Below are 23316 nucleotides of genomic sequence, written 5' to 3' on the forward strand. Positions count from 1 at the left end.
TGCCGTGCCGGGGTCAGGCGGAGAGGGCCGTCAGCACCACGGACTTGGCCTCTTCCTGGACCCGGCCGAGGTGGTCGGGGCCGAGGAACGACTCGGCGTAGATCTTGTAGACGTCCTCGGTGCCCGAGGGGCGGGCCGCGAACCAGGCGTTGTCCGTGGTCACCTTGATGCCGCCGATGGCCGCGCCGTTCCCGGGGGCCTCGGTGAGCACCGCCGTGACCGCGTCCCCGGCCAGGGTGTCGGCGCTGACCTGGGCCGGGGAGAGCTTGGCGAGCAGGGCCTTCTCCTCGCGGGAGGCGGGGGCGTCGATGCGTGCGTACGCCGGTTCGCCGAAGCGGGCGGTGAGGGCCGCGTAGTGCTCGGAGGGGGTCTTCCCGGTGACCGCCGTGATCTCGGAGGCGAGAAGCGCGAGCAGGATGCCGTCCTTGTCGGTGGTCCACACGGAGCCGTCCCGGCGCAGGAAGGACGCCCCGGCCGACTCCTCCCCGCCGAAACCGATGGTGCCGCCCGCCAGTCCGTCCACGAACCACTTGAAGCCGACGGGCACCTCGACCAGCTCGCGGCCCAGGTCCGCGGCGACCCGGTCGATCATGGCCGAGGAGACCAGGGTCTTGCCGATGCCGGTGGTGGACGGCCAGCGGTCGCGGTGGGCGTAGAGGTAGGAGATGGCGACGGCCAGGTAGTGGTTGGGGTTCATCAGGCCGGCGTCCGGGGTGACGATGCCGTGCCGGTCGGCGTCGGCGTCGTTGCCCGTGGAGATCTGGAAGCGGTCGCGCTGCTCGATGAGCGAGGCCATCGCGTACGGCGACGAGCAGTCCATGCGGATCTTGCCGTCCCAGTCCAGCGTCATGAACCGCCAGGTGGGGTCGGTGTACGGGTTGACCACGGTGAGGTCGAGGCCGTGCTGTTCGGCGATGCGGCCCCAGTAGGCGACCGACGCACCGCCGAGCGGGTCGGCCCCGATACGGACACCGGCCGCGCGGATCGCGTCCAGGTCGAGCACGCCGGGCAGGTCGGCGACGTAGGTGCCGAGGAAGTCGTAGCGGCCGGTAGTGGGGGCCGCGAGGGCGCGGGCGTAGGGGATGCGCCGTACGTCCTTCAGGCCGCCCCGGATGATCTCGTTGGCCCGGTCCTGGATCCAGGAGGTCGCGTCGGAGGCGGCGGGGCCGCCGCTGGGCGGGTTGTACTTGAACCCGCCGTCGGCGGGCGGGTTGTGGGAGGGCGTGACGACGACGCCGTCCGCGAGGCCGGCGGTGCGGCCCCGGTTGTGGGTGAGGATGGCGTGCGAGACGGCCGGGGTCGGCGTGTAGCCGTCCGCGTCGTCGATCAGCACGGTCACCTCGTTGGCGGCGAACACCTCCAGGGCGGTCACGCGCGCGGGCTCCGACAGGGCGTGGGTGTCCGCGCCCAGGAAGAGCGGGCCGTCGATGCCCCGACCGGCGCGGTACTCGCAGATGGCCTGGCTGGTCGCGGCGATGTGGTCGTCGTTGAACGCGGCCGCCAGGGACGATCCGCGGTGTCCGGAGGTCCCGAACGTGACGCGCTGGCCCGGATCGTCCAGGTCGGGGCGGCGCGCGTAGTACGCGGTGACCAGCCGAGCGACATCGACGAGATCTTCGGGTCCGGCCGGACTTCCCGCTCGCTCGTGCTGCATGGGCCCGCTCCTCCGTAAGGGTTGATCGTTCGCTTGCGGTCTCATCCTTCCTCGTCACCGTGGTGCAGCGCGAGAGGGGCACCCCGGTACGGGACGGATGTGCGCCGGCCAACGGAGGAGGGGGCGGTCCGGAGCACGAGGAGGCGGCGCCACGGACCACCGGGACCTCCGGTGGCGCGCCACGCCGCCTGCTTCCCTCGTGCCGGCACGTCCATCGCGCCGGCCGTGCTCAGATCCGTCCGCCGGTGAGCCGGGTGAGGGGGCCGTGCGCACCGCGTTCGGCGCGGCGGCCGACGGCGTAGGACGCCGCGGTCAGGGCGGTCAGGCCCGCTCCGACTCCAGCGGCCACGAGCTTGCGGTGGGCGATGACCGTCCAGGCCGTCTTCGCCGTGGTGGCGACATGGCCGGAGGCCGTGACGACCGCCTGGCGGCCCGCCTCGACGCCCTTGGCCGCGGTCTGTGCGGCCGCCTTCGCCGTCTCGGTGGAGCGCTCCGCGCCGGACTTGGCGGCTGACGCCGCCTCACCGGCCTTGCCCGCGGCGCCCTTCGCGGCCTGAGACGCCGCCCCCGTGGCCTTGTCCGCCGTGCCGCGGGCCTTGGACTCGGCGGTCCGTACGGTGGTCGTCGCCTTCTGATTCGCGCGCTTGTTCTCTTCAGTCATGGACACCGACTTGCCTCTGACTCCGGCCGCAAACACATTCGGTCGCGCACCGACCGGGCGGAGGTGTGCCTGAGCACCACGCCCGAGGGGTAGGCGCACTACACAGGCAAGCGACATCACCACAGGAAGGAAGGTGCGTCATGGCCGGAATGCTGAATCGCATCAAGGAGTTCGCCAAGAGCCCGCAGGGACGGCGGGCCGCGGAGCAGGCACGCCGGGCCGCGGCCGACCCCCGCAAGCGGGCCCAGGCCCAGCGTCTGCTCGGCAAGCTCAGGGGCCGCGGGCACTGACTGGGGCGCCTGTTCCTCCCGGTATCCAACTTCTCTGCCCCACAGGTGTGTTCATGTCCGGCTTGGGCACTTGAGCCGCACCACACACACCTGAGAAGGAGCTGGTTCGATGGGCAGGGCGGGAAACGGCAGGCGGGTCTGTGCCTTAGGTGTCGCCGGAGCCCTGGCGGGGACGGTGCTGGTCGGCTGCGGCGACGACGGCGACTCGGGCGACGGCGCGCAGGGCACCTCGGCGTCATCGAGCACGGGCGCCCGGGAGCAGGGCACGCAGGCGGTGCGGTCGGCCTACGACAGGACGGCCGAGGAGGACACCGCCAAGGTGAAGCTGCGGGTGCGTACCTCGGCCCAGGGCGCCTCGCAGACCGCGAACGGGCAGGGCGCGGTGGACCTGGACGACGGCGACAGCGTCATGACGCTCACGGTGCAGGGCCGGCAGATCGAGCAACGGGTGGTCGACCAGGTCCTCTACCAGAAGATGCCCAAGGGCCGGGCGCCCGGCGGCAAGCCCTGGATCAAGATCGATCTGGGGAAGGTCGCCGCACAGCAGGGCACCGGCGACCGGTCCATGAGCGATCCGGCACAGTCCGCGGCGTACGCCAAGGCGATCTCCGACAAGGACGTGACCAAGAAGGGCACGGCCACGGTCAACGGTGTGGAGACCACGCACTACCGCGTTTCCGTCGACGTCGCCGAGCTGCCCGACGGCGACACCCTGCGCAAGCAGGTCGGCCCGACCCTGCCGATGGACGTCTGGCTGGACGACGAGGGGCGGATGCGCCGTCAGCAGATCGACATGACCGTCACGTCCCCGGAGGCGGCGCAGCGGTCCTCCGCCGACGCCTCGTCCGCGCCCGGGAAGGTCACGGTGCGCACGGTCATGGACTTCACCGACTTCGGTACCGAGGTGGAGGCGGACGAGCCGCCGGCCGGGCAGGTCACCGACATGACCGGCAAGGCCCTGGAGCAGGGCGAGCGGCAGAGCTGACCGGGTCACCCCACCGCACGGCCGCGGAGGCGTCGTACGAGGTCGTCCGCGGCCTGCGGCCACTCGGGGTGCTCGAAGGCGAAGCCCGCTTCGAGCAGGCGGCCGGGGACGACACGGCGGCTCTTCAGCAGCAGTTCGGTGTCCGAGCGCAGGACGAACGCGCCGAGCTCCGCCATCCGGCGCGTCGCGGGCAGGCCCACGGGGATGCCCGACGCGGCCCGCAGGGCGCGCATGAAGGCGCGCTGCGGCAGGGGGCCCGGGGCGGCGAGGTTGACCGGGCCCTCGATGTCGTCCCGGGCGACGAGGAACTCGACCGCCCGGACGAAGTCCCGGTCGTGGATCCAGGACACGTACTGGGCGCCCCCTGCGACCGGGCCGCCGAGCCCCAGCCGGGCCAGCCTCAGCAGGACGTCGAAGACGCCTTTGCGGTCCGGGCTCATCACCATGGCGGCACGCAGGGCCACCTTCCGGGTGTGCGGGGTGTCCGCGCTCTCCAGCTCCCGCTCCCAGGCTTTGGCGATGTCGACGCTGTACCCCCAGTAGCCGGGGACATCGGGTTCGGTGCCGCCGACCACGCCGGTGGCCTCGTCGTTGGCCGCGTCGAAGCGGTGCGCGTAGACGGTCGCGGTGCTCATCTGCAGCCAGAGCCGGGGCGGTTTGCCCGCCGCGGCGACGGCCTCGCCCACGACCCGGGCGGAGTGGACCCGCGACTCCATCATCTGCCGGAGGTTGGCGGGCGTGTAGCGGCAGTTCACACTCCGGCCGGCCAGGTTGACCACTACATCACAGCCGTCGATCTCGGCCGCCCAGGGCCCCTGGGTCGCGCCGTCCCACTGCACTTCGCCGGGTCCGGCGGGGTGCCTGCTGAGCACCACGACGTCATGTCCGGCAGCGCTCAGCGCGCGCTTCAGGACCGTGCCGACCTGTCCGGTGCCGCCGGGCATCACGAACTTCATGAAGGTCTCCCCCTCGATGTGTGAGAACGACCCTAGCTCACATTTGAACGCGTTCAAAACCTTGGGGGAGGCAGTACTCAACCTGCGCAGATCGGCCATCGGGCAAGATGGGGCCCATGAGCGTAGTCAAGATCAACGTGCTGACCGTGCCCGCCGAGCAGCGGGAGACGCTGGAGAAGCGGTTCGCCTCCCGTGCGCACGCCGTGGAGAACTCCGACGGGTTCGAGTGGTTCGAGCTGCTCCGCCCGGTGGAGGGCACCGACACCTACCTCGTCTACACGCGCTGGCGTGACGAGGCGTCGTTCCAGGCCTGGATGGAGGGGCCCATGAAGTCCGCCCACCAGGGCGGCGGCGAGGGCGGCGAGCGGCCGAAGCCCGCGGCGAGCGGCTCGACGCTGTGGTCCTTCGAGGTGGTGCAGCAGGCCGGGCCGAAGGAGGCCTGACCGACGGCGCGACGTACGAGGTCCCCCATGCCGCGCGGATGGGGGACCTCAGCGTCTCGTGGGCGTCGTGCGGCGGCGCTCAGCTCCGGCGGGAACGCGTGGGCACGGCGGTGCGGCCGACCGCGGCCGCCAGTTTGCGCAGCCGGCGCCAGTCGAGCCGCGGGGGCGCCTCGGGTACTCCGGGCCGGTCGCGGGGCACCCGCACCCGCAGGGCACGGCGCGCGATGCGGCAGTGGACGGGGGCGGGCATGGTGAGCGCCTCGCCGTCCAGACCGACCTCCAGCTGCGGCTCGTCGGCGTCGACGACGACGCGCTGGGCGGTGAGCACGGTGAGCCCTTCCGGGCGCGGGGACAGCAGGAGTTCGGCCGCTTCCACGGCACTGTCCACGCGGACGGCGAGCACGCCCAGCCGCCCGGAGTTGAGCCGCTCACGGCGGCCGAACCCGAAGGGGTCGTCCATGCGGTAGGCGTTGTTGCTGACCAGGATCGCCTGCGGGTCGGCGACGACGGTGCCGTCGGCGGTGGCCGTCAGACGCGGACCGCTCTGCCGGGTGAGCAGTTCGGGCAGCCGCTCCAGGGCCGCGCCCACCTTGTCCTCGCGGTAGCCGGGGCTCTGGACGACGGCCCCGTACACGCCGAACGAGGCGTTGTTGACGAACGGCCGGTCGTCGGCGAACCCGAGGTCGACGCGGAGTTCGACGCCGTCGGTGAGGGCGTCGAGGCAGGTTGAGGGGTCGTCCCGGTCCAGCCCCAGGTCCATGGCGAAGTGGTTGCGTGTGCCGGCGGCGATGACGAGGAACGGCAGGCCGTGCTCCGCGGCGACGGCGGCGACCAGCGCCTGGGTGCCGTCGCCGCCCGCGACGCCCAGGAGGTCCGCTCCGTCGGCCACGGCGGCTCGGGCCAGGGCGGTGACGTCCTGGTGCTGGTCCGGGTCGAGCAGGACGACCCGGGCGCCGAGCGACTCGGCCTTCTCCTGGAGGTTGAACTTCCCGACCTTGCCGCCGCCGGAGCGCGGGTTGAGCAGCAGGAAGGGGCGCAGCGGCGGCGGCGTGCGGTACTCCTTGACCCGCACGGACCGCAGGCCCGTGCTGCGCAGGGCGTAGCGACCGCTCCAGACCGCCCCGCACCACAGGAGCAGGGACAGGACGACGACCCACAGCAGGTTCGCCGCGGCGAAGGCCGTGATGAGGCCTGCGGGCGCGACGACGGCCAGCGCGGCCGACGCGATGCGGACCGCTCCCCGCCGGGACAGCACCCACCAGAGCGCGGCCGCGGTCAGGGCGAGTCCCGCGAGGCCCGCCACGAGCAGGAGCAGCCCTCGCAGACCTCCGGAGACGAGCGGCAGCAGGGCCGCCAGGGCGGCCGCGGCCAGGGCGCCCCTGGCCGCCCATCTCTGCCGGCGGTGAAACCGCTCGTCCATCGCCGATCCCATCTCGTCCCTCCGCTCGAAGGCCGGCGCGGGCGGATGCCCGAGACCGCACCCGGCCGTGACCATCGTGCCCGCCGACGCGTCGGCTGCGCCACTGCCGTCCTGGACGGCTCCCCCGCCGCGGACCGCGTCAGACGCGAAGATCCATCGGGGCGGAGCCACCGGTAGCGTACGCGGCATCGTGGGCCCGGTTCCGCGCGCCGGGGGCGTGGCCTCGGCATCGGCAACCGCAACTCGGTGGCGTGCGGCGTGAAGATCAGGAAGGCTCACGCTCATGGTCTCGGTAGTGCAGAACGTGGCGATCGACTGTGTGGATGCCTACGGGCTGGCCCGCTTCTGGAGCAGGGTGACCGGCCGTCCGCTGCATCCGGAGGACAGACCGGGTGACCGGGAGACCCAGGTGGTGCTCGCGGAGGGGCCGGTCCTGCACTTCAACCAGGTCCCCGAGGCCAAGACGGTCAAGAACCGGATCCATCTGTGCCTGCGCCCCGAGACCTCGCGTGAGCAGGAGGTGGACCGGCTGCTGAACCTCGGTGCCACCTTCGTCGCCGATCACCGGAACCCGGACGGTACGGGCTGGGCGATCCTCGCCGATCCCGAGGGCAACGAGTTCTGCGTCCTGCGCAGCGAGTCCGACCGCGCCGCCGGGAACGCCTGACCGCCCGGCCGGAGAAACCCCCGGCCGGTGATGGAGGCCGGCGGGTAAGCTCCCCTGCTGATCATCGGCCGACACGAACAACAGGGGGGCTCCGTGCGGGCCATGGCCACCGTGACGACGACCGCGCTCTGCCTGCTGGCGAGCACGGCCCTGGCCGGCTGCGGAGCCGGCGGCACCGGCGAGGACAGATCCGCCGGCGACCTCCTCGACGAGGCCAACGCGACGATGCGGAAGCTGAGTTCCGTCACCGTCGACATCACCAACCGCACCACGAGCGGCGGCACGGTCACCAGCCACCTCGTGACGGACCTGGACGGCCGGTGCAGGTCCAGGACCACCTGGTCCGGCGGCGGCGTCCTGGAACAGATCCGGCTGGGCACCACCGACTACGTCCGCCCGGACCGGGCCTACTTGCAGAAGTGGAAGAAGAAGCCGGGCGTCACCGGCGAGCAGAAGCTGTGGGTGAGAACGCCCGTGGACCCGGACTCCCCGGGCGGCGACGGGCTCACCTCCTGCGAACGGCCCTTCGACTCGTTCGGTACGGCGAAGAAGGGCGGCTCCACCCGGGTCGGAGACACCAGGGCCGTCGAGATCATCGTGACCGACAAGGCGGACAAGGAAGGCACGTACATCTTCTCCATCGCCCAGGAAGGCGAGCCGTACCTGCTGAAGACGGTGTACAAGAGCGCCGCGCAGCGCACCACCACGTCGTTCAGCGGTTTCGACGAGCCGCTGCACCTGCGGGCGCCGAAGCCGGGCGAGGTACTGGGCGCCGGGGGCTGAACACCCGCGGGACGGCAGCGCTTTCCGTTGGAATCCGGGCGGCACCCGCCCGAGTGGGACGAATCGTTACACCAGGGCTTGACGGGGCGGAGCCGGGCTCGGCCTACTGGAAGGCGCAGCCGGCCGAGTCGGGGGTCTGATGGTGCGGCGACGTTGGGCAGCGGCGGTGGGTCTGGTGGCCTGCCTGCTGATGCTGCTGCACCCCCTCACCCCCGGGCTCGCGGACGAGGCGCGCTCGGCACTGCCGGTCACGTCGGCGGCGGGCGCGACGGAGCCTGGCGCGGCTCCGGGTGCCGGGGCCGAAGGGGCCGAGGAGCCCTGTCCGTGTGAGGAGGTGCCGCCCGGGCGGCAGCTCGCGGCACGGACGCCGCGGGCCGCGGGGGCGAGCGGAATGAGCCCGGTGGTGGCCGGGACGGCCGTGCCGGGCGGGAGTGGTGCGCACCTGCGTGCGGCGGGAACGCCTCCGTGTCCGGTGGCGGTCGGATCCGCCCCGAGCACCGCCCGGTTGCAGACGTTCCGCTGCTGAGTGACGGCAGTACCGACCAGGGCCTGCGCCGTGCGGCCCGAGTACTGCCTGGTGCCGGTACGCGGTGATGTGCAGGCCTTCGTGTGTCCCCATGCCGATGACACAGGAGGCAGAGTTGCCTGGAAAGCGCGTTCTCGTTCTGCGGCCGGACGAACTCGGCCCCAGCGACCAGAAGATGTGGCGGGAGATCCGGACGGAGTCCGGCGCCCCGGCGAATCCCTTTCTCGACCCCCTGTTCACCGTTGCGGTGGGGCGGGTCAGGCCGGGTGCCCGAGTGGCGGTACTGCAGGACGACGGCTCCCCGGTGGGGTTCTTCCCGTACGAAGCCGGGGTGCTGGGGCGGGGCCGGGCCATCGGGCTGGGGGTGTCCGACAGTCAGGGGGCCGTGCTGCGCCCCGGCGTACGGCTGGACGCCCGCCGGCTGTTACGGGTCTGCGGGCTGGCGTCCTGGGAGTTCGACAACCTCGAAGCCGGTCAGGAGGCGTTCGCGGCGCACGCGGTCGAGGAGCTCGACTCCCCGGTCGTCGACATCGGCGACGGTTTCGAGGCGTACGCGCGCCGGCTGCGGGCGCAGTCGCCGGGTTTCCTCAGACAGACCCTGGCCAAGGAGCGCAAGCTCGCCCGGCAGGTCGGCGAGGTGCGCTTCGTGTACGACGCCCGGGACCCCGGCGCGCTGCGGGCTCTGATGGAGTGGAAGTCGGCGCAGTACCGGCGGACCGGCCGGCAGGACCGGTTCGCCCAGGAGTGGATCACCCGGCTGGTGGCGCTGCTCGGGAGGAGCGAGGACCCGGAGTGCCGCGGGGTGCTGTCCGTGCTGTACGCCGCGGACCGGCCCGTGGCCGCGCACTTCGGGCTGCGGTCGCGCACGGTGCTGTCCTGGTGGTTCCCTGCCTACGACCGCGCGTACGCCAAGTACTCCCCCGGCCTCGTGCTGCAGTTGAGGCTGCTGGAGGCCGCGGCTGCCGACGGCGTCGAGATGCTTGATCTGGGAAGCGGTCCGGCCCGGTACAAGGAGTCGCTCAAGACGCGCGACCTGCGTGTGTACGAGGGAGCGGTGGTACGGGCGGTGCCGGGGGGAGCCGTGCACTGGCTGGGCCGGGAGCCCGCCCGGGCGGCCCGCCGCTTCGTCCGCAACCGGCCCGGCCTGGCCGCTGCGGCGGCCCGGACCCTGGAGGAAGTGGGCCGGCTGCGCGGTGGCTGAGACCGGCGCGCCCGGCTCCGGGGAGCCGGGCGCGGTGTGCGGTCCGGTCAGCCCGTGGCGGTCCAGCTGTGGGCGACGTCCACGATGACGCGGTCGTCCAGCTGCTGCACCCGGAAGGGCAGCCGGGCGCGGACGCCGAGGCCGATCTGGGTCTCGCCCTCGAAGCTGCCGGCGAACCGGGTGTCCCGGAAGGTGCGGTATCCCGTGAGGTCCACGCCCGGCAGCGGGCGCGCCACCCGGCCCGGATACGTGGCCGCGCCGGTCTCCGGGTCGTACGCGGGCGCGGCCACCCGCACCGCGAGGACGGCGCCACCGGCGACGGGGATGTATTGCCCCGAGCCGTCCTGGTAGAGCCGGTTGACGTACTGGACGGTGTAGCCGACGCCGCTGCCCGCGCCCGGCACGTCGACGACCATCCGGTCGAAGCAGGTGTGACGGCCGGTCCTGACGTTCGTCATGGGCGCGACGGTGGCGCCGGAGTCCGTCTTGGCGAGGCTTCCCCAGCCGGTCGGACATGTCGTGGCCTTCGTGGTGGACCGCGAGGTGGCGTCCGGTGCGGCGCCGGCCGGGACCGCCGCCACACCCACCGTTGCGCCCACGAGCGCGAGAGTCGCGCATGCTCTTCTGATTCGTACCATTGCCGCCCCCGAGGCTTGCATGTGGCTGATGTCGGGTGAGACGACCGGGCGGACCGAAAGGTTGCACTTGCCGCGCCGGACCGCCGGGCATGGCACATCCTGGTGGGGAGCGATTGGTGTCCGGTGCGTCCGTACCGGGAGGACGCGACATGGATGAGGCAGCCGCCGTACCGGACGGGCCGCGGTCAGCCGACGGCCGGAGCCGGGACGGGGCTGGGAGCCGGGCCCCGGCATCCGGCCCGGGCCGGATCGAGGATGCCCTGACGGACCCGCTGGTGGAGGCCGTGCGGGACCTCGACGGCTACGGCGGTCTGGTCTACCTGCGCTCCCCCGACCGGCGCTCACTGGTCCTCGCGATGGTCACCGGCGTGCCCCGCTCGCTGCTCAAGAGCTGGTGGCGGGTGCCGGTGGGCGGCGCCCTGCCCATGGCGGAGGCGTACCGGCGCGACGCGACGCTGTGGCTGCCGGACGAGCGCGCCACCATGGTGCGCTTCCCGCATTTCACCGCCGGGCTGCCCTACTCCTTCGGCTCCGCCTACCAGCCCGTCCGGACCGGCGGTGAGGCCGTCGGCGTCCTGGTCGTGCTGCGCTCGGCCAGCCGGGCTCCGATGGACGCGGAGACGGTGGACCGCGCGCTGCGTCCCGCCGAGCGGGCCATGGAAGAGCGCCTCGCCGCACGCCCGCCCGGCGCGGGCACCGCCGCCCATCGCGTCGAGTACGACGACGAGCCGATCAGCGTGCGGCTGCCCATCTCCGGCGCCCATCCGGTCCGGGTGGGCCTCATCGACTGGGACCTGGACAGCGACCGGTGCGCGGCGGACGACGAGGCCCTGGCCCTGCTGGGCATCGACCGGGCGGACTACGGCGGCACCATCGCGGACGTCGAGTCCCGTGTCAGCCAGGACGACCTGCACGAACTGCGGGAGAGCCGGCACGACGCGCTGGCCGGCGGCCGGGTCAGGTCCCGGCACTTCCGGGTGCGGGACGAGTCCCGGGGCGCGGAGGAGACCGGCTACCGGCCGGTCGAACTGTGGGGCCACCTCGTGCACCCCGGCGCGGGCTCCCCGCGGATCCTGGTGGGCGCCCTCGTCGACGCGGCCGGCGGACTCACCGCGGCCCAGGCGGCCGAGCGACTGCCGGACGGGATCTTCTCACTGGACCAGGAGGGCCGCCTGACCTACGCCAACCGCCGCTGCGAGGAGCTGCTGGATTCCGGCCGGGAAGAACTCTTCGGCCGCTATCCGTGGGAAGTGATCACCTGGCTCCGGGACCCCGCGTACGAGGACCGCTACCGGGCGGCGATGCTGTCGCAGGAGCCGGTGTCCTTTCTCGTCCGGCATCCCGAAGGGAACTGGCTGAGCTTCGTGCTGTACCCGGACGTGCACGGCCTGACCGGCCGGGTCTCGCCGACCGGGCCGCCCACCGGGGCCGAACAGGGTCAGGAGGACGGTGCCGCCGCCGGTCCCGGTCTCGCAGCCACAGTGCCCCCGCCCGGGCCGGTCACCGCCGCGCGTGCCGGAGCGCTCTACCACGTGGTGCAGATGGCGAGCGTGCTCACCGAGGCGGTCACCGTGCGGGACGTCTGCCGGGCCGTGTCCGAGCAGCTGCTGCCCGCCTTCGGCGCCCGGGAGCTGGCGCTGTACAGCGTCCGCGAGGGCCGGATGTACCTGCTGTGGGAGTCGGGATACCCGGAGGGCTTCCTGACCCCGTTCGAAGGCGTCACCCTCGACACCCAGCTGCCCGGCGTCCACGCGCTCACCACCCGGCTCCCTTTGTTCTTCGAGTCGCCGGAGGACCTCTCCCTCGCCTATCCGGGCATCACCCTGGACCGCATGAACGCCTGGGCGTTCCTGCCGCTGATCGCCTCCGGCCGTTCCGTCGGCTCGTGCATCCTCGGCTGGGAGGCCTCCCACCGCTTCACCCCGGACGAGCGCTCCGCCCTCACCGCCCTGGGCGGCCTGGCCGCCCAGGCGATGGAACGGGCCCGGCTCTACGACTCGGAGTCCGCCGTCGCCCGCGGCCTCCAGGAGGGGCTGCTGCCGCACCGCCTGCCCGCCGTCGAGGGTCTGCGTACGACCGGCCGCTATCTGCCCGGCACGCAGGGCATGGCGATCGGCGGGGACTGGTACGACGTCATCACCACCGGGCGTGGCGTGGCCCTGGTCATCGGGGACGTCGAGGGGCACAGCGTCGGCGCCGCGGCGGTGATGGGGCAGCTGCGCAGCGCGGTGCACGCCTTCGCCGCGAGCGAGCGCCCGCCGCAGGAGGTCATCACGCACACCAACCGGCTGCTGACCGAGCTGGAGTCGGACGTCTGCGCCACCTGCTGCTACATCGAGCTCGACCCGGGCACCGGACGGGCCCTGGCGGTGCGGGCCGGTCATCCCCCGCCGCTGCTGCGCCACCCCGACGGGCGGGCCGAGACCCTGGATCTCGCGGGCGGCGTCATGCTGGGCGTGCAGCCCGACTCGGTGTACCCCGTCACCGCGCTCACCCTGGCCCCCGGCAGTGTTCTCGCCCTGTACACCGACGGGTTGGTGGAGCGGCCCGGCAGCGACATCGAGACGGGCATCGACGCGGTCCGGCGCCGGCTGTCCGAGACCCCGGCGGACTCGGTGGAGCATCTCGCCGACCGGCTGGTGGGCACGGCCCGGCGGGCCCAGGAGCGGCCGGACGACGTGGCGCTGCTGCTGACGGCGTACCGGTGAATACGGCGCCCGGCTCCGGGCATGCTGCCCGGACGCCCGGCCGAACAGCCGAACGGCCGTGCGAAGCGGCGCGGGGTACCGTGGGCGGGACCGGCGAACAAGGCGGTGGTGGCGGTGGAGTGGCGGCGGTACGCCGAGCAGATGGCGCAGCTCGCCCGGGATCTGGTCGCCCAGGATTCGGTGCAGGCGACGCTGGACGCGGTCTCGGCGGCGGCGGTGGAGCTGGTCGAGGGCTGCGACGCGGCGGGGATCCTGACGGTGTCGAAGGGCCGGGCCGTGACGCTGGCCAAGTGCGGCGACCTCGTCGAGGAGTCGGACCGGCTGCAGGGCGAGCTCGGTGAGGGGCCCTGCTTCGACGCCGCGCGCCGCGTGGACGGCGAGCGGCTGTTCCGCATCGCCGACATGACCCGGCCGCAGCCGTCCTGGCCGCGCTACAGCCGGGCCGCTCGCGACCTCGGGATCGGCAGCATGACAGGCGTCCTGCTCTACACGGACGAGGAGGAGTTCGGCGCGCTGAACCTCTACTCGCGCCGTCCCGGGGCGTTCGGCAAGGACATCGAGTCGGCGGGCTGGCTGCTCGCCTCCCACGCCGCCGTCGCCCTGTCCACCGCCCGTACCGTCGACCAGCTCGAACACGCCCTGGAGACGCGGCACGCCATCGGTGAGGCCATGGGGATCCTGATGGAGCGCCATCAGCTGAGCGAGGACGAGGCCTTCGGCGTGCTGCGGCGCATCTCCCAGGACCACAACCTCAAGCTGCGCGACGTGGCCCGGCGGGTCCGGGCCCAGCCGTCCGGTCAGGTCTGACCGGACGGCAGGCTCATGGCGCGCAGGAGCAGCACCGCGATGTCGTCGTTGTGCTGTCCGGTGGGTGTGGTGTGGCGGACGAGCCGGTCGATGAGGCGCTCCAGGTCCTGCCCGTCGGCGGCGTCCAGGTGCCCGGCGAGGTCGGTCGTGGTGCGGGTGGCGTCGGTGCCGGGGAGTTCGACCAAGCCGTCGGTGTAGAGGGCGAGGGTCGTGCCGGGGAACAGGGGCACGGTGGTGACCGGGTAGTGGCCGCCGGTGTCGATGCCCAGCAGCGGGCCGGGGTCGACGTCCAGGACCCGGGCGGGCTGCCGGGCGTGCCGCAGCAGCGGCGGCACGTGCCCCGCGCTGGCGAAGGACGCCTGCCGGCCGGCCAGGTCGAGGTGGACGTAGAGGCAGGAGACGAGCAGGTCGGAGTCGAGGTCGGCCAGGAGCCGGTTGGTGCGGGCCAGGACCTGGCCGGGTGCGGCGCCGGCGGTGGCGTGGGCGTGGACGGCGGTGCGGACCTGGCCCATGAGGGCCGCGGCGGCGACGCTGTGGCCCTCCACGTCGCCGATGACGGCGGCCGCGGTCGTGTCGTTCACACGCAGGACGTCGAAGAAGTCGCCGCCGACCTCGGTGCCGTGGCCGGCGGGCAGGTAACGGGCGGCGACGTCGAGGCCGGGCAGGCGCGGCAGGGCCCGGGGCAGCAGGGCGCGCTGCAGCTCGTGCACGAGCCGGTGTTTGGTGTCGTAGAGCCGGGCGCGGTCGAGGGCCTGGGCGATCAGGCCGGACAGCGAGGTGAGGACGGCGCGTTCGTCGGCGGTGAAGGTGTGCGGCCGGGCGTAGGACAGGATGCAGCAGCCGACGGGGCGGCCGGAAATGATCAGGGGGAGGAACGCCCAGGCCTGCTTGCCGCTGATCTGGGGTGCTCTGGGGTAGCTGGCGGCCAGTTCCGCGGGGTCGGCGAAGAAGGCGGGGGTGCCGCTGGCGAGGACCTGGCCCGCGGGGGTGAGGTCGGTGTCCAGGGACAGGACGTCGAGCCGCTCCATGACCTCGGCCGGGTAGCCGTGGTAGCCGGTGATCTTCAGCCGCCCGGCGTCGACGCCGGACAGCACCAGGCCCTGGGCGCCGAAGGCGGGCAGGATCTGGTGGGTGATCAGCTCCACGAGGTCGCGCACGGTCACCGACTCGGTGAGCGCGGCGGCCAGGTGCACGAGTTGGTAGAGGCGTCCCGTCGGTGCCACGGTGGGCGGCCGCGCGCCGGCGGGCGGCGGGTCACCGGCCTGCTCCGTGCTCGGCAGGACGCGGACGCTGATGCCGCTGGTGTCGGGATAGAGCTGGAAGGTCAGGGGCTCGTCCGGGGGGCGGAGCGCGGTGAAGGAGACGGGGGCGCGGCTGACCACCGCCGTGCGGTAGTGGTCCTCGTAGACGGGGGCGTCGAGCCACGACAGGGACTGCCAGGGTCTGGTGCCCAGGAGCCGGTCGGCGCCGCGGCCGAGCAGGCGGGCCGCGGTGTCGGTGATGAAGGTGACGCGGCCCTCCAGGTCGAGGGCCAGGGCGCCCTCGGGGAGGCGTTCGAGGTAGTCGGCGGCGGCCAGGCCGGTCTGCGCGGGGTGGCGGGTGGCGTCCACGGGGACGACCCGCGGCAGTTCGGGCAGGGACGGCGGCCGGGGGGCGTCGTCAAGGAGACGGGCCATGCGGCGGGCGCTGGAGGTGATGTGGCCGCGTTCCCGTGGCGTGACCCGGCGCGGCCGGCCGGCGGGCCACATCAGCACGAGGCCGCCCCAGGAGCGCCGTACGCCGGTCAGCGGGACGGCGACGAGCGCGAACGGGTAGGGCAGGACGGCGGCGGCGCGGGGGTAGCGGCGGGCCATGTCGTCCTGGCCGGCCACGCTGACCAGGGTGTCGTCGTGGATCGCGTCGGCGACCGGGACCGGTGCGGTCAGCGGGAGCCGCCGCCAGGGGGCGGTGAAAGCCACCGGCAGACCGCACAGGGCGACCAGGCGCAGCACCGGCTCGGCCTCCTCGATGAGGTAGAGGCCGCCGATGGAGGCGCCGGTGCCGCGCACGGTGTCGGCCAGGGCCGCCCCCAGGGCGTCGTCCGGTGATCCGGCGCCGCCGGGGTGCTCGATGCTCCCGGGCATGGTGTCCTCCCGCTCCTACCCGGACGCTACGCCTGGCGGAGCGTCCGGGCATGTCATAGGGGACGGGTGCCCGGTTTGATGCTGGATGTGCAGATATCGATACTGGGCTGCGGGGCTGCCGGAACCGACGGTCCGGCCGTCACCGCGCCGCCCGCCCCGCAGGCGTCCGTGGACGACCCGCGGGCGGCCGTTGCGGGACGGATGTGCAGGTACCGGAACGGAGCCGCGGGGCTGCCGGGACCGACGGTCCGGCCGTCACCGCGCCGCCCGCCCCGCAGGCGTTCGCGGACGACCCGCGGGCGGCCGTTGCGGGACGGATGTGCAGGTACCGGTACGGAGCCGGCAGGACTGCCGGGAACGATGGTCCGGCCGTTTCCCGCGGGCGGCCGTGCGGGAGGACGCCGGCTGGCAGAATCGGGAGCCCTGACGGCAACGGGAGGCCGGCTTGCAGACGCTGACATCGCGGGACCCGCTGGCCGTCGCCGTCACGGAGGCGATCCGCACCGGGGATCTGCCCGGGCTCCGGCGGCTGCTCGCCGACCATCCCGGTCTCGCCGCCGCACGCATCACCGAGCAGGGCGAGGACGGCGAGGGCACGCGTACCCTGCTGCACATCGCGGCCGACTGGCCCGGTCACTTCCCCAGGGGCCCCGAGGTGGTCGCGGTCCTGGTGGCCGCCGGGGCCGATCCGCAGGCCCGCTTCGAGGGTGCGCACGCGGAGACGCCGCTGCACTGGGCCGCCAGCAGCAACGACGTGCCCGTCCTGGACGCACTGATCGCGGCCGGGGCCGACATCGAGGCACCCGGGGCGGTGATCGGCGGCGGCACCCCGCTCGCCGACGCCCGGGGCTTCGGCCAGTGGCGCGCCGCGCACCGGCTCGTCGAGCACGGCGCCCGCGTCACTCTCCAGGACGCCGCCACGCTCGGTCTGCTCGACCGGGTCCGGGCCTGCGTCGAAGCGGACGAGGCGCCGTCACCGGAGGAGATCACCAGTGCGTTCTGGGGCGCCTGCCACGGTGGCCACCTGCCCACCGCGCAGTACCTCCACCAACGGGGCGCGGACCCCGACTGGTGCGGCTACGACGGCATGACCCCGCTGGACGTCGCCCGCACCCAGGACGCCGACGACGTCGTGCGCTGGCTGCGCGGCCTGGGCGCCGGGAGCCGCGCCTGAGGGGCCCCTCCACCAGGCCCGTCCGGGCCGCGTGGCCTGGCGCCCCCGCCACGGTCGGCGCCCTCCTCCGCCCGGCAGCGGGCGAGGTCCCTCACAGGCAGTAGCGCACGAGCCACTCGTCCTGGTTGTACGCGGTGCGCGCCGGGTCGGGCACGCTCGCCGCCCGCTCCTCGACCATGTCCTCCACGCGCACCGGCTCCGGCAGTGACCCGAAGCGGGCCCGGCGGGCCGCGCCCTCCGCCTCGCTCCCCTGCTGCGTCGTCGCCTCGTCCACGGCGATTCCCCTCTCCGGCTGGTCGGTCCGACCGTTCGTCCCTTGGTGGGCAAAGAGTTGACGTGCGGGAGGGGCTTCTGGTTCCCGGGGCGTCGCTCAGCCGTAGACGTTGCGCTGCCACTGGTGCCCGGCGAGGGTGGCCGGCTGGTCGCCCTCCCTGCCCAACCCTCGGAGCAGCCACAGACAGCCCAGAACCTAACGAAGCTCTACCAGGCGATCGTCCGCCGGAGATCACCAAGGTTTCTCCGGCCGGTTCGCTTGTTCGGGCGTACGAACTTTCACCTCGGCGGTTCCCCTTCCGGGCTCTCGATGATAGGAAACCTTCCTGTCAGTTCTGCACGGCCAGCTCTTCCAACCCCCCACTCTGCTTGGAGGCCCCGTGAGACACCCCGCCACCCCGGCGACGCGCCGCACCGCCCTGACCCTGTTCGGCGCGGCCCTCGCGGCCACCCCGTTCCTGAAACCCGTCGCCGCGACGGCGTCCGTGCGGGCGACCGGACTCGACGACCCGGCGAAGAAGGAGATCGCCATGCAGCTCGTGTCGAGCGCCGAGAACTCCTCCCTCGACTGGAAGGCGCAGTACCAGTACATCGAGGACATCCGCGACGGCCGCGGCTACACCGCCGGCATCATCGGGTTCTGCTCCGGCACCGGCGACATGCTCGACCTCGTCGAGCTCTACACCGACCGCAGGCCCGGCAACGTCCTCGCGAAGTACCTGCCGGCCCTGCGCGAGGTCAACGGCTCGGACTCGCATGCCGGACTCGACCCCGGCTTCCCCGCCGACTGGCGCCGGGCGGCCCGGGACGCCGCGTTCCAGCGGGCCCAGGACGACGAGCGCGACCGGGTGTACTTCGGCCCGGCGGTCCGGCAGGGGAAGGCGGACGGGCTGCGCGTGCTCGGCCAGTTCGCGTACTACGACGCCATCGTCATGCACGGCGACGGCACCGACCCCCTGAGCTTCCGCAACATCCGCAGGCGCGCGCAGCGCACGGCGAAACCGCCGGCGCAGGGCGGTGACGAGGTGACGTACCTCGACGCCTTCCTGGACGCACGGGTGTGGGCCATGAAGCAGGAGGAAGCGCACAGCGACACGAGCCGGGTCGACACCGCGCAGCGCGTCTTCCTGCGCCGGCGCAACCTCGACCTGAACCCGCCACTGGACTGGAAGGTCTACGGCGACAGCTACCACATCGGCTGACACGACCGGCCCGGGCCGGAATTGGTCCACCAAGCGGGCAGGGAAGTGGACCCCGTCCCGGGCCGCCCGGCTGCCTAGCGTCACCCCCATGAACGCCACGACCACGCGCGGGGCCCTGCTCGCCGCGCTCGCCTGCCTCCTCGTCGGAGGATCCTTCACCGCCAACAGCGTCCTGGGCGACTACCCGTACGCGGGCGGCCAGTTCCTGCGCTACGCACTGGCCTGTCTGTTACTGCTCCCGGCGGCCGGGAAAGGCGCCGCCGACCGGCTGCGGGCCCTGACACCCCGCCAGTGGAGCCGTCTCGCCCTGCTCGCGGCGGTCGGCATGGTCGGTTTCAACCTGGCCGTCATCGCCGCCGAGCGCACGGCGGAACCCGCGGTGCCCGGCGTGTTCGTGGGCTGCGCACCGGTGGCCGTCGCCGTGCTCGTGCCCCTCCTGGACGGGCGCAGGCCCCAACGGGTCGTGCTGTACGGGTCGTTGCTGGTGGCCGTCGGCGCCTTCACCGTGCAGGGCTGGGGGCGCACGGACGGCACCGGCATCGCCTTCTCCGTGTGCGCCCTGGCCGGGGAGGTCGGGTTCGCCGTGCTCGCGGTGCCCGTGCTGCGGCCGCTCGGGCCGCGGCTGCTGTCCGCCACGGTGTGCGCGGTCGCCGCGCTGGAGTCGGCGGCGGTCGGGCTGCTCGTCGACGGCGCCGGCTGGCTGCGGCGTCCGGACACCGTCGAGACGGCCGCGCTGCTGTGGCAGGCGGTGGTGGTCACCGTGGTCGGGTTCGTGTGCTGGTACATGGGCATGCAGCGGATCGGCGCGGAACGCGCCACGCTCTTCTCGGGCCTCATCCCGGTCGCGGCGGCCTGCACCGCACCGCTCGTCGGCACGGGTTCCTACGGGCCCGCGCAGGCGGCGGGCAGTGCGCTGGTGGGGCTCGGCGTGGCGCTCGGGTCGGGTGCGCTACGGCGTGCGGAGCGGAAGCGGGGCCCGCGGGGTCGGGCCTTTCGGGGGAACGGGCGCCCGGAGTACCGCGGCGTCCGCGTGCCTGAAAGGCCGGAGTGATCACGCGCGCATCTAATGGACGGCATTGACCTCCCGGCCGACACAGGAGACGACGTCCATGCCGCACAGCCGCTCCGGTGAAGGGGACGAGAAGGCCGCGCGCGGGGGTGTGCTGCGGCGACTGGGCGAGTGGTGCGCACGCCACTTCGTCGTCGTCATCATCGCCTGGCTGGTGGCACTGGTGGCGCTGCAGGTCGTCAGCCGTGAGTTCGGAGGGGAGTACTCCGACAACTTCAGCCTGCCCCAGGCGCAGGCCCAGAAGGGCCTGGACGTGCTGAAGGCGCACGATCCCCAGGCCGGCGGCTACAGCAGCCAGATCGTGATGCGCGACGACCAGCAGCCCCTGACCTCGCTGAGCTCCCAGACGTCGACCACGATCGCCGATCTGGAGAAGCTCCCGCACGTGCTGTCCGCCCAGAACCCGCTGTCCGCCCCGGCCACTCCGAGCGGCCAACAGAACGTGGGGCCGCTGTCGGACGACAAGAAGACGGCCTACATCACCGTCCGTTTCGACGTGCAGCCCTCGACGCTCGGCGACGACTACCTCAACGGCGTCGACACCGCGGTGCAGCCGTTGCGGTCGGCCGGGGCGGAGGTCGAGTACGGCGGACCGCTCGGCGAGCTCGCCCGTCCCGCCGCCGACGACCGGGTGAGCGAGCTGATCGGTTTCGGCGTGGCGGTCATCGTGCTGCTGGTCGGGTTCGGCAGCGTGATCGCCGCTGTCGTCCCGCTGCTGAGCGCGCTGATCAGCGTCGTCGGCGGTCTCGCCATCCTGGGGCTGCTGGCGGCGGCCTTCACCTTCGCGACGGTCTCACCGACCCTGGCCACGATGATCGGCCTCGGTGTCGGCATCGACTACGCCCTGTTCATGCTCACCCGCCACCGGCAGAACCTCATCGACGGCATGGACCCGGTACGGGCCGCGGGTCAGGCCGCGAGCACCAGCGGCCACGCCGTTCTCGTCTCGGGCTGCACGGTGATCATCGCGCTGGCGGGCCTGTCCGCGTCCGGGGTCTCCTTCATCTCCCTGCTCGGTGTCGCCGCCGCCGTCACCGTCGTCTCGGCCGTCGTCGGCGCGCTCACCCTGGTGCCGGCCCTGCTCGGCTTCATCGGCCGGCACATCGACCGCTTCCACGTGCGCCCTCCCGTCGCCGAGACCGAAGCGGGGGCGGGTGACACGCCGCAGGGCACCTGGCACCGGTACGCGCAGCGGGTGGAGCGCAGGCCGCTGTGGTTCCTGTCGGCGGGTGTCGCCGTGGTCGTGGTCCTCGCGATCCCGCTGTTCTCCATCCAGCTCGGGCACATCGGTGACGGCGCCGACCCGACCTCCTTCACCGACCGGCGGGCCTACGACCTGATGGCCGACGCCTTCGGGCCCGGCTCGAACGGCCCGCTCACGGTCGTCGTCGACCAGACGAACGTGCCTCAGTCGCAGCGCTCCGGCCTGGCCTCGAAGGCCCAGCAGTCGCTCGACAAGGTCCAGGGCGCCGCCGTCGTCACCCCCCTGACGCCCACACAGGACGGCGACCTCCTGGTCGGCACGGTCTACTCGACCAAGTCCCCGCAGAACGCGACGACCACGGACCTGACCAACCGTCTCGTCGACGACACGCTGCCGGACGTCGTCCAGGGCACGGACGCCAAGGGGTACGTCACCGGCACGACGGCGACCCAGGTCGACTTCCGTGACATCGTCGCCTCCCAGCTGCCCGTGATCATCGCCGTCGTGGTGGGTCTGGCGTTCCTGATCATCCTGGCCGTGTTCCGGGGGCTGCTCGTCGCCGTCAAGGCGGCCGTCCTGAACGTGCTGTCGATCGCCGCGTCGTACGGGGTGGTCGTCGCGGTCTTCCAGTGGGGCTGGGGCGGGCCCGCTCTCGGCGTCCACGGCAAGGTGCCCATCGAGAGCTATGTGCCGATGATGATGTTCGCCATCGTCTTCGGCCTCAGCATGGACTACGAGATCTTCCTGCTGTCGCGTGTCCATGAGGCCTGGCTCCGCACCGGGGACGCCGAGGGATCGGTCGCGCACGCCTTGGAGATCACGGCCCGGGTCATCACCTGTGCCGCGCTGATCATGGTGAGTGTGTTCGCGGCGTTCATCGTCAGCGACAACATCGTGGTCAAGATGCTCGGGCTGGGGCTGGCCGTCAGCGTGCTCATCGACGCGACCGTCGTCCGGCTGCTCATGGTGCCGGCCGTGATGACGCTGCTCGGGCGGCACGCCTGGTGGATGCCGCGGTGGCTGGACCGGGTGGTGCCGCACATCGACGCCGAAGGGGCACGGGCCGAGGCGCGTTCGGCGTCTCACTGAGACGCGACTCCCCGCGCTGCCCCAACTCGCGTACGGCACCGGCTGGTTGCCACGGCTTCCCTCGTCAGCCCGAACCTCTAGGCCCGAAAAGTTCACTTTTTTCTGTTTTGGCCTAATTGCTGTGGTTAATCGAGGAGGGTGCGTGCGGGACGGCCGCCGGAGCTAGAAGCCGGCGGCGAGCCCCGCGTCGGCCGGGCGCGCAGAAGCGCGGTGGTGGACGGCGTACGCCGTCACCGCGGGCGGTCCGGATCCCGACGAGACCGAATCCACGGGCGGTGCCTGAGGGAGAGGACCCATGAGCGAGATGGCGAAGGAGAGCACCGGTCGTGCTCAGCAGGCCGGGCAGACGGCGAAACAGGAAGCCACGGCCACGGCCGGTCAGGCCAGGGAAGGTGCGAGTCAGGTCGTCGGCACCGCCACCGACCAGGTCAGAGCCGTCACCGGTGAGGCCAGGGCACAGGCCGGTGCGATGGCCGGTGATCTGCGGACGCGGGTCACGGAGGAGGCCGAGAGCCAGACCCGTCGCGGAGCGCAGGTGATGCGGCAGTGGGCGGACGACCTGTCCGGTCTCGCGGACAGCGCCGACGCGGACTCACCTGCCAGGAGCCTCGTGACGCAGGCGGCCGACCGCGGCTACCGTGCCGCCGACTACCTGGACACCCGCGGCGTGGGCGGCCTGGTCGACGACCTGCAGGACTTCGCCCGCCGGCGCCCCGGCGCTTTCCTCGGCGGAGCGGTCGTGGCCGGATTCGCCGTCGGACGGCTCGCCAAGGCAGGCAGAAAGGCCGACGGTCCCGGACCGGACCGCTCGGCGCAGCCGCGCACCTCCGGTTCCCGGAGCCTGCCCGAGGACGCGGCGCCGCCCGGGCTGCCGGGTCACGGGGAGGTCTGAGATGTCGTCGCTCACGCCACACGCCCCGCATCGGCACGCTCCGAAGCACCGCGGGCAGGAAGACAGCTCGGTGGGAGAGCTGCTCTCGACGGTGACGTCGGACGTGCAGCAGTTGCTGCACCAGGAGGCGGAACTGGCCAAGGCCGAGATCCGGGAAGAGGCCACCAAGGCGGGCAAGGCGGCCGGGATGTTCGGCGGAGCCGGTTTCGCCGGCTACATGGTGGCGGTCTTTCTGACCCTGGCGGCGATGTTCGCCCTGGCCAACGTCATGGACCCGGGATGGGCCGCGCTGATCGTCACCGGAGTGTGGGCGGTGATCGGCCTGGTCCTCTACCGCCGGGGCCGCGCGCGGATGCGCACCGTGTCGCCGAAGCCGGAGCAGACCCTGCAGACGCTGAAGGAGGACATGCAATGGGCACGGCACCCGACCAGATAAGGGCCGATATCGAATCCACCCGGGAGAGACTGTCCGAGGACGTCTCCCGACTGGCCGACCGCGCCCGCCCCCGCCGGATGGTACGGCGTCGCACCCGGCGCGTCCGCGGCGCTCT

Annotated in this window: 21 protein-coding genes and 1 pseudogene; 15 read left to right on the forward strand and 7 right to left on the reverse strand. The window is 73.0% G+C overall.

Annotation, left to right across the window (positions count from 1 at the left end; all coding sequences use genetic code 11):
• Positions 1-13 precede the first annotated feature (13 nt).
• Complete coding sequence (gene pgm / locus RFN52_RS01500; protein WP_184854465.1) at positions 14-1654, reverse strand: phosphoglucomutase (alpha-D-glucose-1,6-bisphosphate-dependent); 1641 nt, start codon at positions 1652-1654, stop codon at positions 14-16.
• 229 nt (positions 1655-1883) lie between these two features.
• A complete protein-coding gene (locus RFN52_RS01505; RefSeq protein ID WP_184854464.1) occupies positions 1884-2315 on the reverse strand; it encodes a hypothetical protein in 432 nt (143 codons plus the stop codon).
• Between the two features lie 140 nt (positions 2316-2455).
• On the opposite strand from RFN52_RS01505, the gene RFN52_RS01510 reads away from it, so the two are divergent.
• On the forward strand, positions 2456-2605 hold the full coding sequence (locus RFN52_RS01510; RefSeq protein WP_167345921.1) for a hypothetical protein: 150 nt from the start codon (positions 2456-2458) through the stop codon (positions 2603-2605).
• Between the two features lie 109 nt (positions 2606-2714).
• A complete protein-coding gene (locus tag RFN52_RS01515; protein ID WP_184854463.1) occupies positions 2715-3590 on the forward strand; it encodes an SCO4651 family lipoprotein in 876 nt (291 codons plus the stop codon).
• 5 nt (positions 3591-3595) lie between these two features.
• Here RFN52_RS01515 and RFN52_RS01520 read toward each other — a convergent pair whose 3' ends face one another.
• Positions 3596-4546 carry a DUF1731 domain-containing protein gene (locus RFN52_RS01520; protein ID WP_184854462.1) on the reverse strand — a complete coding sequence of 317 codons (951 nt, stop codon included), beginning with the start codon at positions 4544-4546 and terminating at the stop codon, positions 3596-3598.
• 116 nt (positions 4547-4662) lie between these two features.
• Between RFN52_RS01520 and RFN52_RS01525 the strand changes: the two genes are divergently transcribed.
• A complete protein-coding gene (locus RFN52_RS01525) occupies positions 4663-4989 on the forward strand; it encodes an antibiotic biosynthesis monooxygenase family protein (protein WP_030853536.1) in 327 nt (108 codons plus the stop codon).
• 79 nt (positions 4990-5068) lie between these two features.
• Here the strand turns inward: RFN52_RS01525 and RFN52_RS01530 are convergent, their stop codons facing one another.
• Complete coding sequence (locus tag RFN52_RS01530) at positions 5069-6421, reverse strand: diacylglycerol/lipid kinase family protein (RefSeq protein ID WP_184854717.1); 1353 nt, start codon at positions 6419-6421, stop codon at positions 5069-5071.
• Positions 6422-6692: 271 nt separating this feature from the next.
• Between RFN52_RS01530 and RFN52_RS01535 the strand changes: the two genes are divergently transcribed.
• The 3 genes from RFN52_RS01535 (at position 6693) to RFN52_RS01545 (ending at position 9586) form a co-directional block, all read left to right on the forward strand.
• Positions 6693-7076 carry a VOC family protein gene (locus tag RFN52_RS01535; protein WP_184854461.1) on the forward strand — a complete coding sequence of 128 codons (384 nt, stop codon included), beginning with the start codon at positions 6693-6695 and terminating at the stop codon, positions 7074-7076.
• Between the two features lie 102 nt (positions 7077-7178).
• On the forward strand, positions 7179-7859 hold the full coding sequence (locus RFN52_RS01540; protein WP_184854460.1) for a hypothetical protein: 681 nt from the start codon (positions 7179-7181) through the stop codon (positions 7857-7859).
• Positions 7860-8482: 623 nt separating this feature from the next.
• Positions 8483-9586, forward strand: a complete 1104-nt coding sequence (locus tag RFN52_RS01545; protein WP_184854716.1) for a GNAT family N-acetyltransferase — start codon at positions 8483-8485, stop codon at positions 9584-9586.
• A 47-nt stretch (positions 9587-9633) separates the two neighbouring features.
• On the opposite strand, the gene RFN52_RS01550 is transcribed toward RFN52_RS01545, so the two are convergent.
• Positions 9634-10224, reverse strand: a complete 591-nt coding sequence (locus RFN52_RS01550) for an AMIN-like domain-containing (lipo)protein (RefSeq protein WP_184854459.1) — start codon at positions 10222-10224, stop codon at positions 9634-9636.
• A 149-nt stretch (positions 10225-10373) separates the two neighbouring features.
• Here RFN52_RS01550 and RFN52_RS01555 point away from each other — a divergent pair, with 149 nt between their 5' ends.
• Positions 10374-12932, forward strand: coding sequence for a SpoIIE family protein phosphatase (locus RFN52_RS01555; RefSeq protein ID WP_184854458.1), 2559 nt, complete (start codon positions 10374-10376; stop codon positions 12930-12932).
• A 141-nt stretch (positions 12933-13073) separates the two neighbouring features.
• Positions 13074-13739, forward strand: coding sequence for a GAF and ANTAR domain-containing protein (locus RFN52_RS01560; protein ID WP_373308618.1), 666 nt, complete (start codon positions 13074-13076; stop codon positions 13737-13739).
• Here RFN52_RS01560 and RFN52_RS01565 read toward each other — a convergent pair.
• On the reverse strand, positions 13730-15862 hold the full coding sequence (locus RFN52_RS01565) for a SpoIIE family protein phosphatase (protein ID WP_184854456.1): 2133 nt from the start codon (positions 15860-15862) through the stop codon (positions 13730-13732). The genes RFN52_RS01560 and RFN52_RS01565 overlap by 10 nt on opposite strands.
• A gap of 445 nt (positions 15863-16307) precedes the next feature.
• Between RFN52_RS01565 and RFN52_RS01570 the strand changes: the two genes are divergently transcribed.
• Positions 16308-17036, forward strand: a complete 729-nt coding sequence (locus RFN52_RS01570) for an ankyrin repeat domain-containing protein (protein ID WP_184854455.1) — start codon at positions 16308-16310, stop codon at positions 17034-17036.
• A gap of 91 nt (positions 17037-17127) precedes the next feature.
• Here the strand turns inward: RFN52_RS01570 and RFN52_RS01575 are convergent, their stop codons facing one another.
• Complete coding sequence (locus RFN52_RS01575) at positions 17128-17310, reverse strand: hypothetical protein (RefSeq protein ID WP_062924825.1); 183 nt, start codon at positions 17308-17310, stop codon at positions 17128-17130.
• Positions 17311-17689: 379 nt separating this feature from the next.
• Here RFN52_RS01575 and RFN52_RS01580 point away from each other — a divergent pair, with 379 nt between their 5' ends.
• The 6 genes and pseudogenes from RFN52_RS01580 to RFN52_RS01605 form a co-directional block, all read left to right on the forward strand.
• A complete protein-coding gene (locus RFN52_RS01580) occupies positions 17690-18511 on the forward strand; it encodes a chitosanase (RefSeq protein ID WP_311240861.1) in 822 nt (273 codons plus the stop codon).
• An 88-nt stretch (positions 18512-18599) separates the two neighbouring features.
• Entirely contained in the window at positions 18600-19562 is a 963-nt protein-coding gene (locus RFN52_RS01585) for a DMT family transporter (protein WP_184854454.1), read from the forward strand.
• Between the two features lie 58 nt (positions 19563-19620).
• The gene (locus tag RFN52_RS01590) at positions 19621-21873 is read left to right on the forward strand and encodes an MMPL family transporter (protein WP_184854453.1); all 2253 of its coding nucleotides are present in this window, start codon (positions 19621-19623) and stop codon (positions 21871-21873) included.
• A gap of 295 nt (positions 21874-22168) precedes the next feature.
• A complete protein-coding gene (locus RFN52_RS01595) occupies positions 22169-22765 on the forward strand; it encodes a hypothetical protein (protein WP_184854452.1) in 597 nt (198 codons plus the stop codon).
• Between the two features lie 70 nt (positions 22766-22835).
• Entirely contained in the window at positions 22836-23201 is a 366-nt protein-coding gene (locus tag RFN52_RS01600; protein ID WP_311240862.1) for a phage holin family protein, read from the forward strand.
• Positions 23177-23257: pseudogene (locus RFN52_RS01605) on the forward strand (DUF3618 domain-containing protein); the annotation flags it as partial. The gene RFN52_RS01600 and the pseudogene RFN52_RS01605, both read left to right, overlap by 25 nt.
• Positions 23258-23316: the final 59 nt, after the last annotated feature.

It is taken from the genome of Streptomyces collinus, from assembly GCF_031348265.1.
Classification (GTDB): Bacteria; Actinomycetota; Actinomycetes; order Streptomycetales; family Streptomycetaceae; genus Streptomyces; species Streptomyces collinus.

What these genes read in the sequence shown, in the direction of transcription:
- RFN52_RS01510 (WP_167345921.1), top strand. Translation starts at nt 2,456, where the DNA reads ATGGCCGGAATGCTGAATCGCATCAAGGAGTTCGCCAAGAGCCCGCAG.
- RFN52_RS01595 (WP_184854452.1), top strand. Translation starts at nt 22,169, where the DNA reads ATGAGCGAGATGGCGAAGGAGAGCACCGGTCGTGCTCAGCAGGCCGGG.
- RFN52_RS01560 (WP_373308618.1), top strand. Translation starts at nt 13,074, where the DNA reads ATGGCGCAGCTCGCCCGGGATCTGGTCGCCCAGGATTCGGTGCAGGCG.
- RFN52_RS01505 (WP_184854464.1), bottom strand. Translation starts at nt 2,315, where the DNA reads ATGACTGAAGAGAACAAGCGCGCGAATCAGAAGGCGACGACCACCGTA.
- RFN52_RS01590 (WP_184854453.1), top strand. Translation starts at nt 19,621, where the DNA reads ATGCCGCACAGCCGCTCCGGTGAAGGGGACGAGAAGGCCGCGCGCGGG.
- RFN52_RS01585 (WP_184854454.1), top strand. Translation starts at nt 18,600, where the DNA reads ATGAACGCCACGACCACGCGCGGGGCCCTGCTCGCCGCGCTCGCCTGC.
- RFN52_RS01565 (WP_184854456.1), bottom strand. Translation starts at nt 15,862, where the DNA reads ATGCCCGGGAGCATCGAGCACCCCGGCGGCGCCGGATCACCGGACGAC.
- RFN52_RS01530 (WP_184854717.1), bottom strand. Translation starts at nt 6,421, where the DNA reads ATGGGATCGGCGATGGACGAGCGGTTTCACCGCCGGCAGAGATGGGCG.
- pgm (WP_184854465.1), bottom strand. Translation starts at nt 1,654, where the DNA reads ATGCAGCACGAGCGAGCGGGAAGTCCGGCCGGACCCGAAGATCTCGTC.
- RFN52_RS01525 (WP_030853536.1), top strand. Translation starts at nt 4,663, where the DNA reads ATGAGCGTAGTCAAGATCAACGTGCTGACCGTGCCCGCCGAGCAGCGG.
- RFN52_RS01555 (WP_184854458.1), top strand. Translation starts at nt 10,374, where the DNA reads ATGGATGAGGCAGCCGCCGTACCGGACGGGCCGCGGTCAGCCGACGGC.
- RFN52_RS01535 (WP_184854461.1), top strand. Translation starts at nt 6,693, where the DNA reads ATGGTCTCGGTAGTGCAGAACGTGGCGATCGACTGTGTGGATGCCTAC.
- RFN52_RS01545 (WP_184854716.1), top strand. Translation starts at nt 8,483, where the DNA reads ATGACACAGGAGGCAGAGTTGCCTGGAAAGCGCGTTCTCGTTCTGCGG.
- RFN52_RS01515 (WP_184854463.1), top strand. Translation starts at nt 2,715, where the DNA reads ATGGGCAGGGCGGGAAACGGCAGGCGGGTCTGTGCCTTAGGTGTCGCC.
- RFN52_RS01520 (WP_184854462.1), bottom strand. Translation starts at nt 4,546, where the DNA reads ATGAAGTTCGTGATGCCCGGCGGCACCGGACAGGTCGGCACGGTCCTG.
- RFN52_RS01550 (WP_184854459.1), bottom strand. Translation starts at nt 10,224, where the DNA reads ATGGTACGAATCAGAAGAGCATGCGCGACTCTCGCGCTCGTGGGCGCA.
- RFN52_RS01540 (WP_184854460.1), top strand. Translation starts at nt 7,179, where the DNA reads ATGGCCACCGTGACGACGACCGCGCTCTGCCTGCTGGCGAGCACGGCC.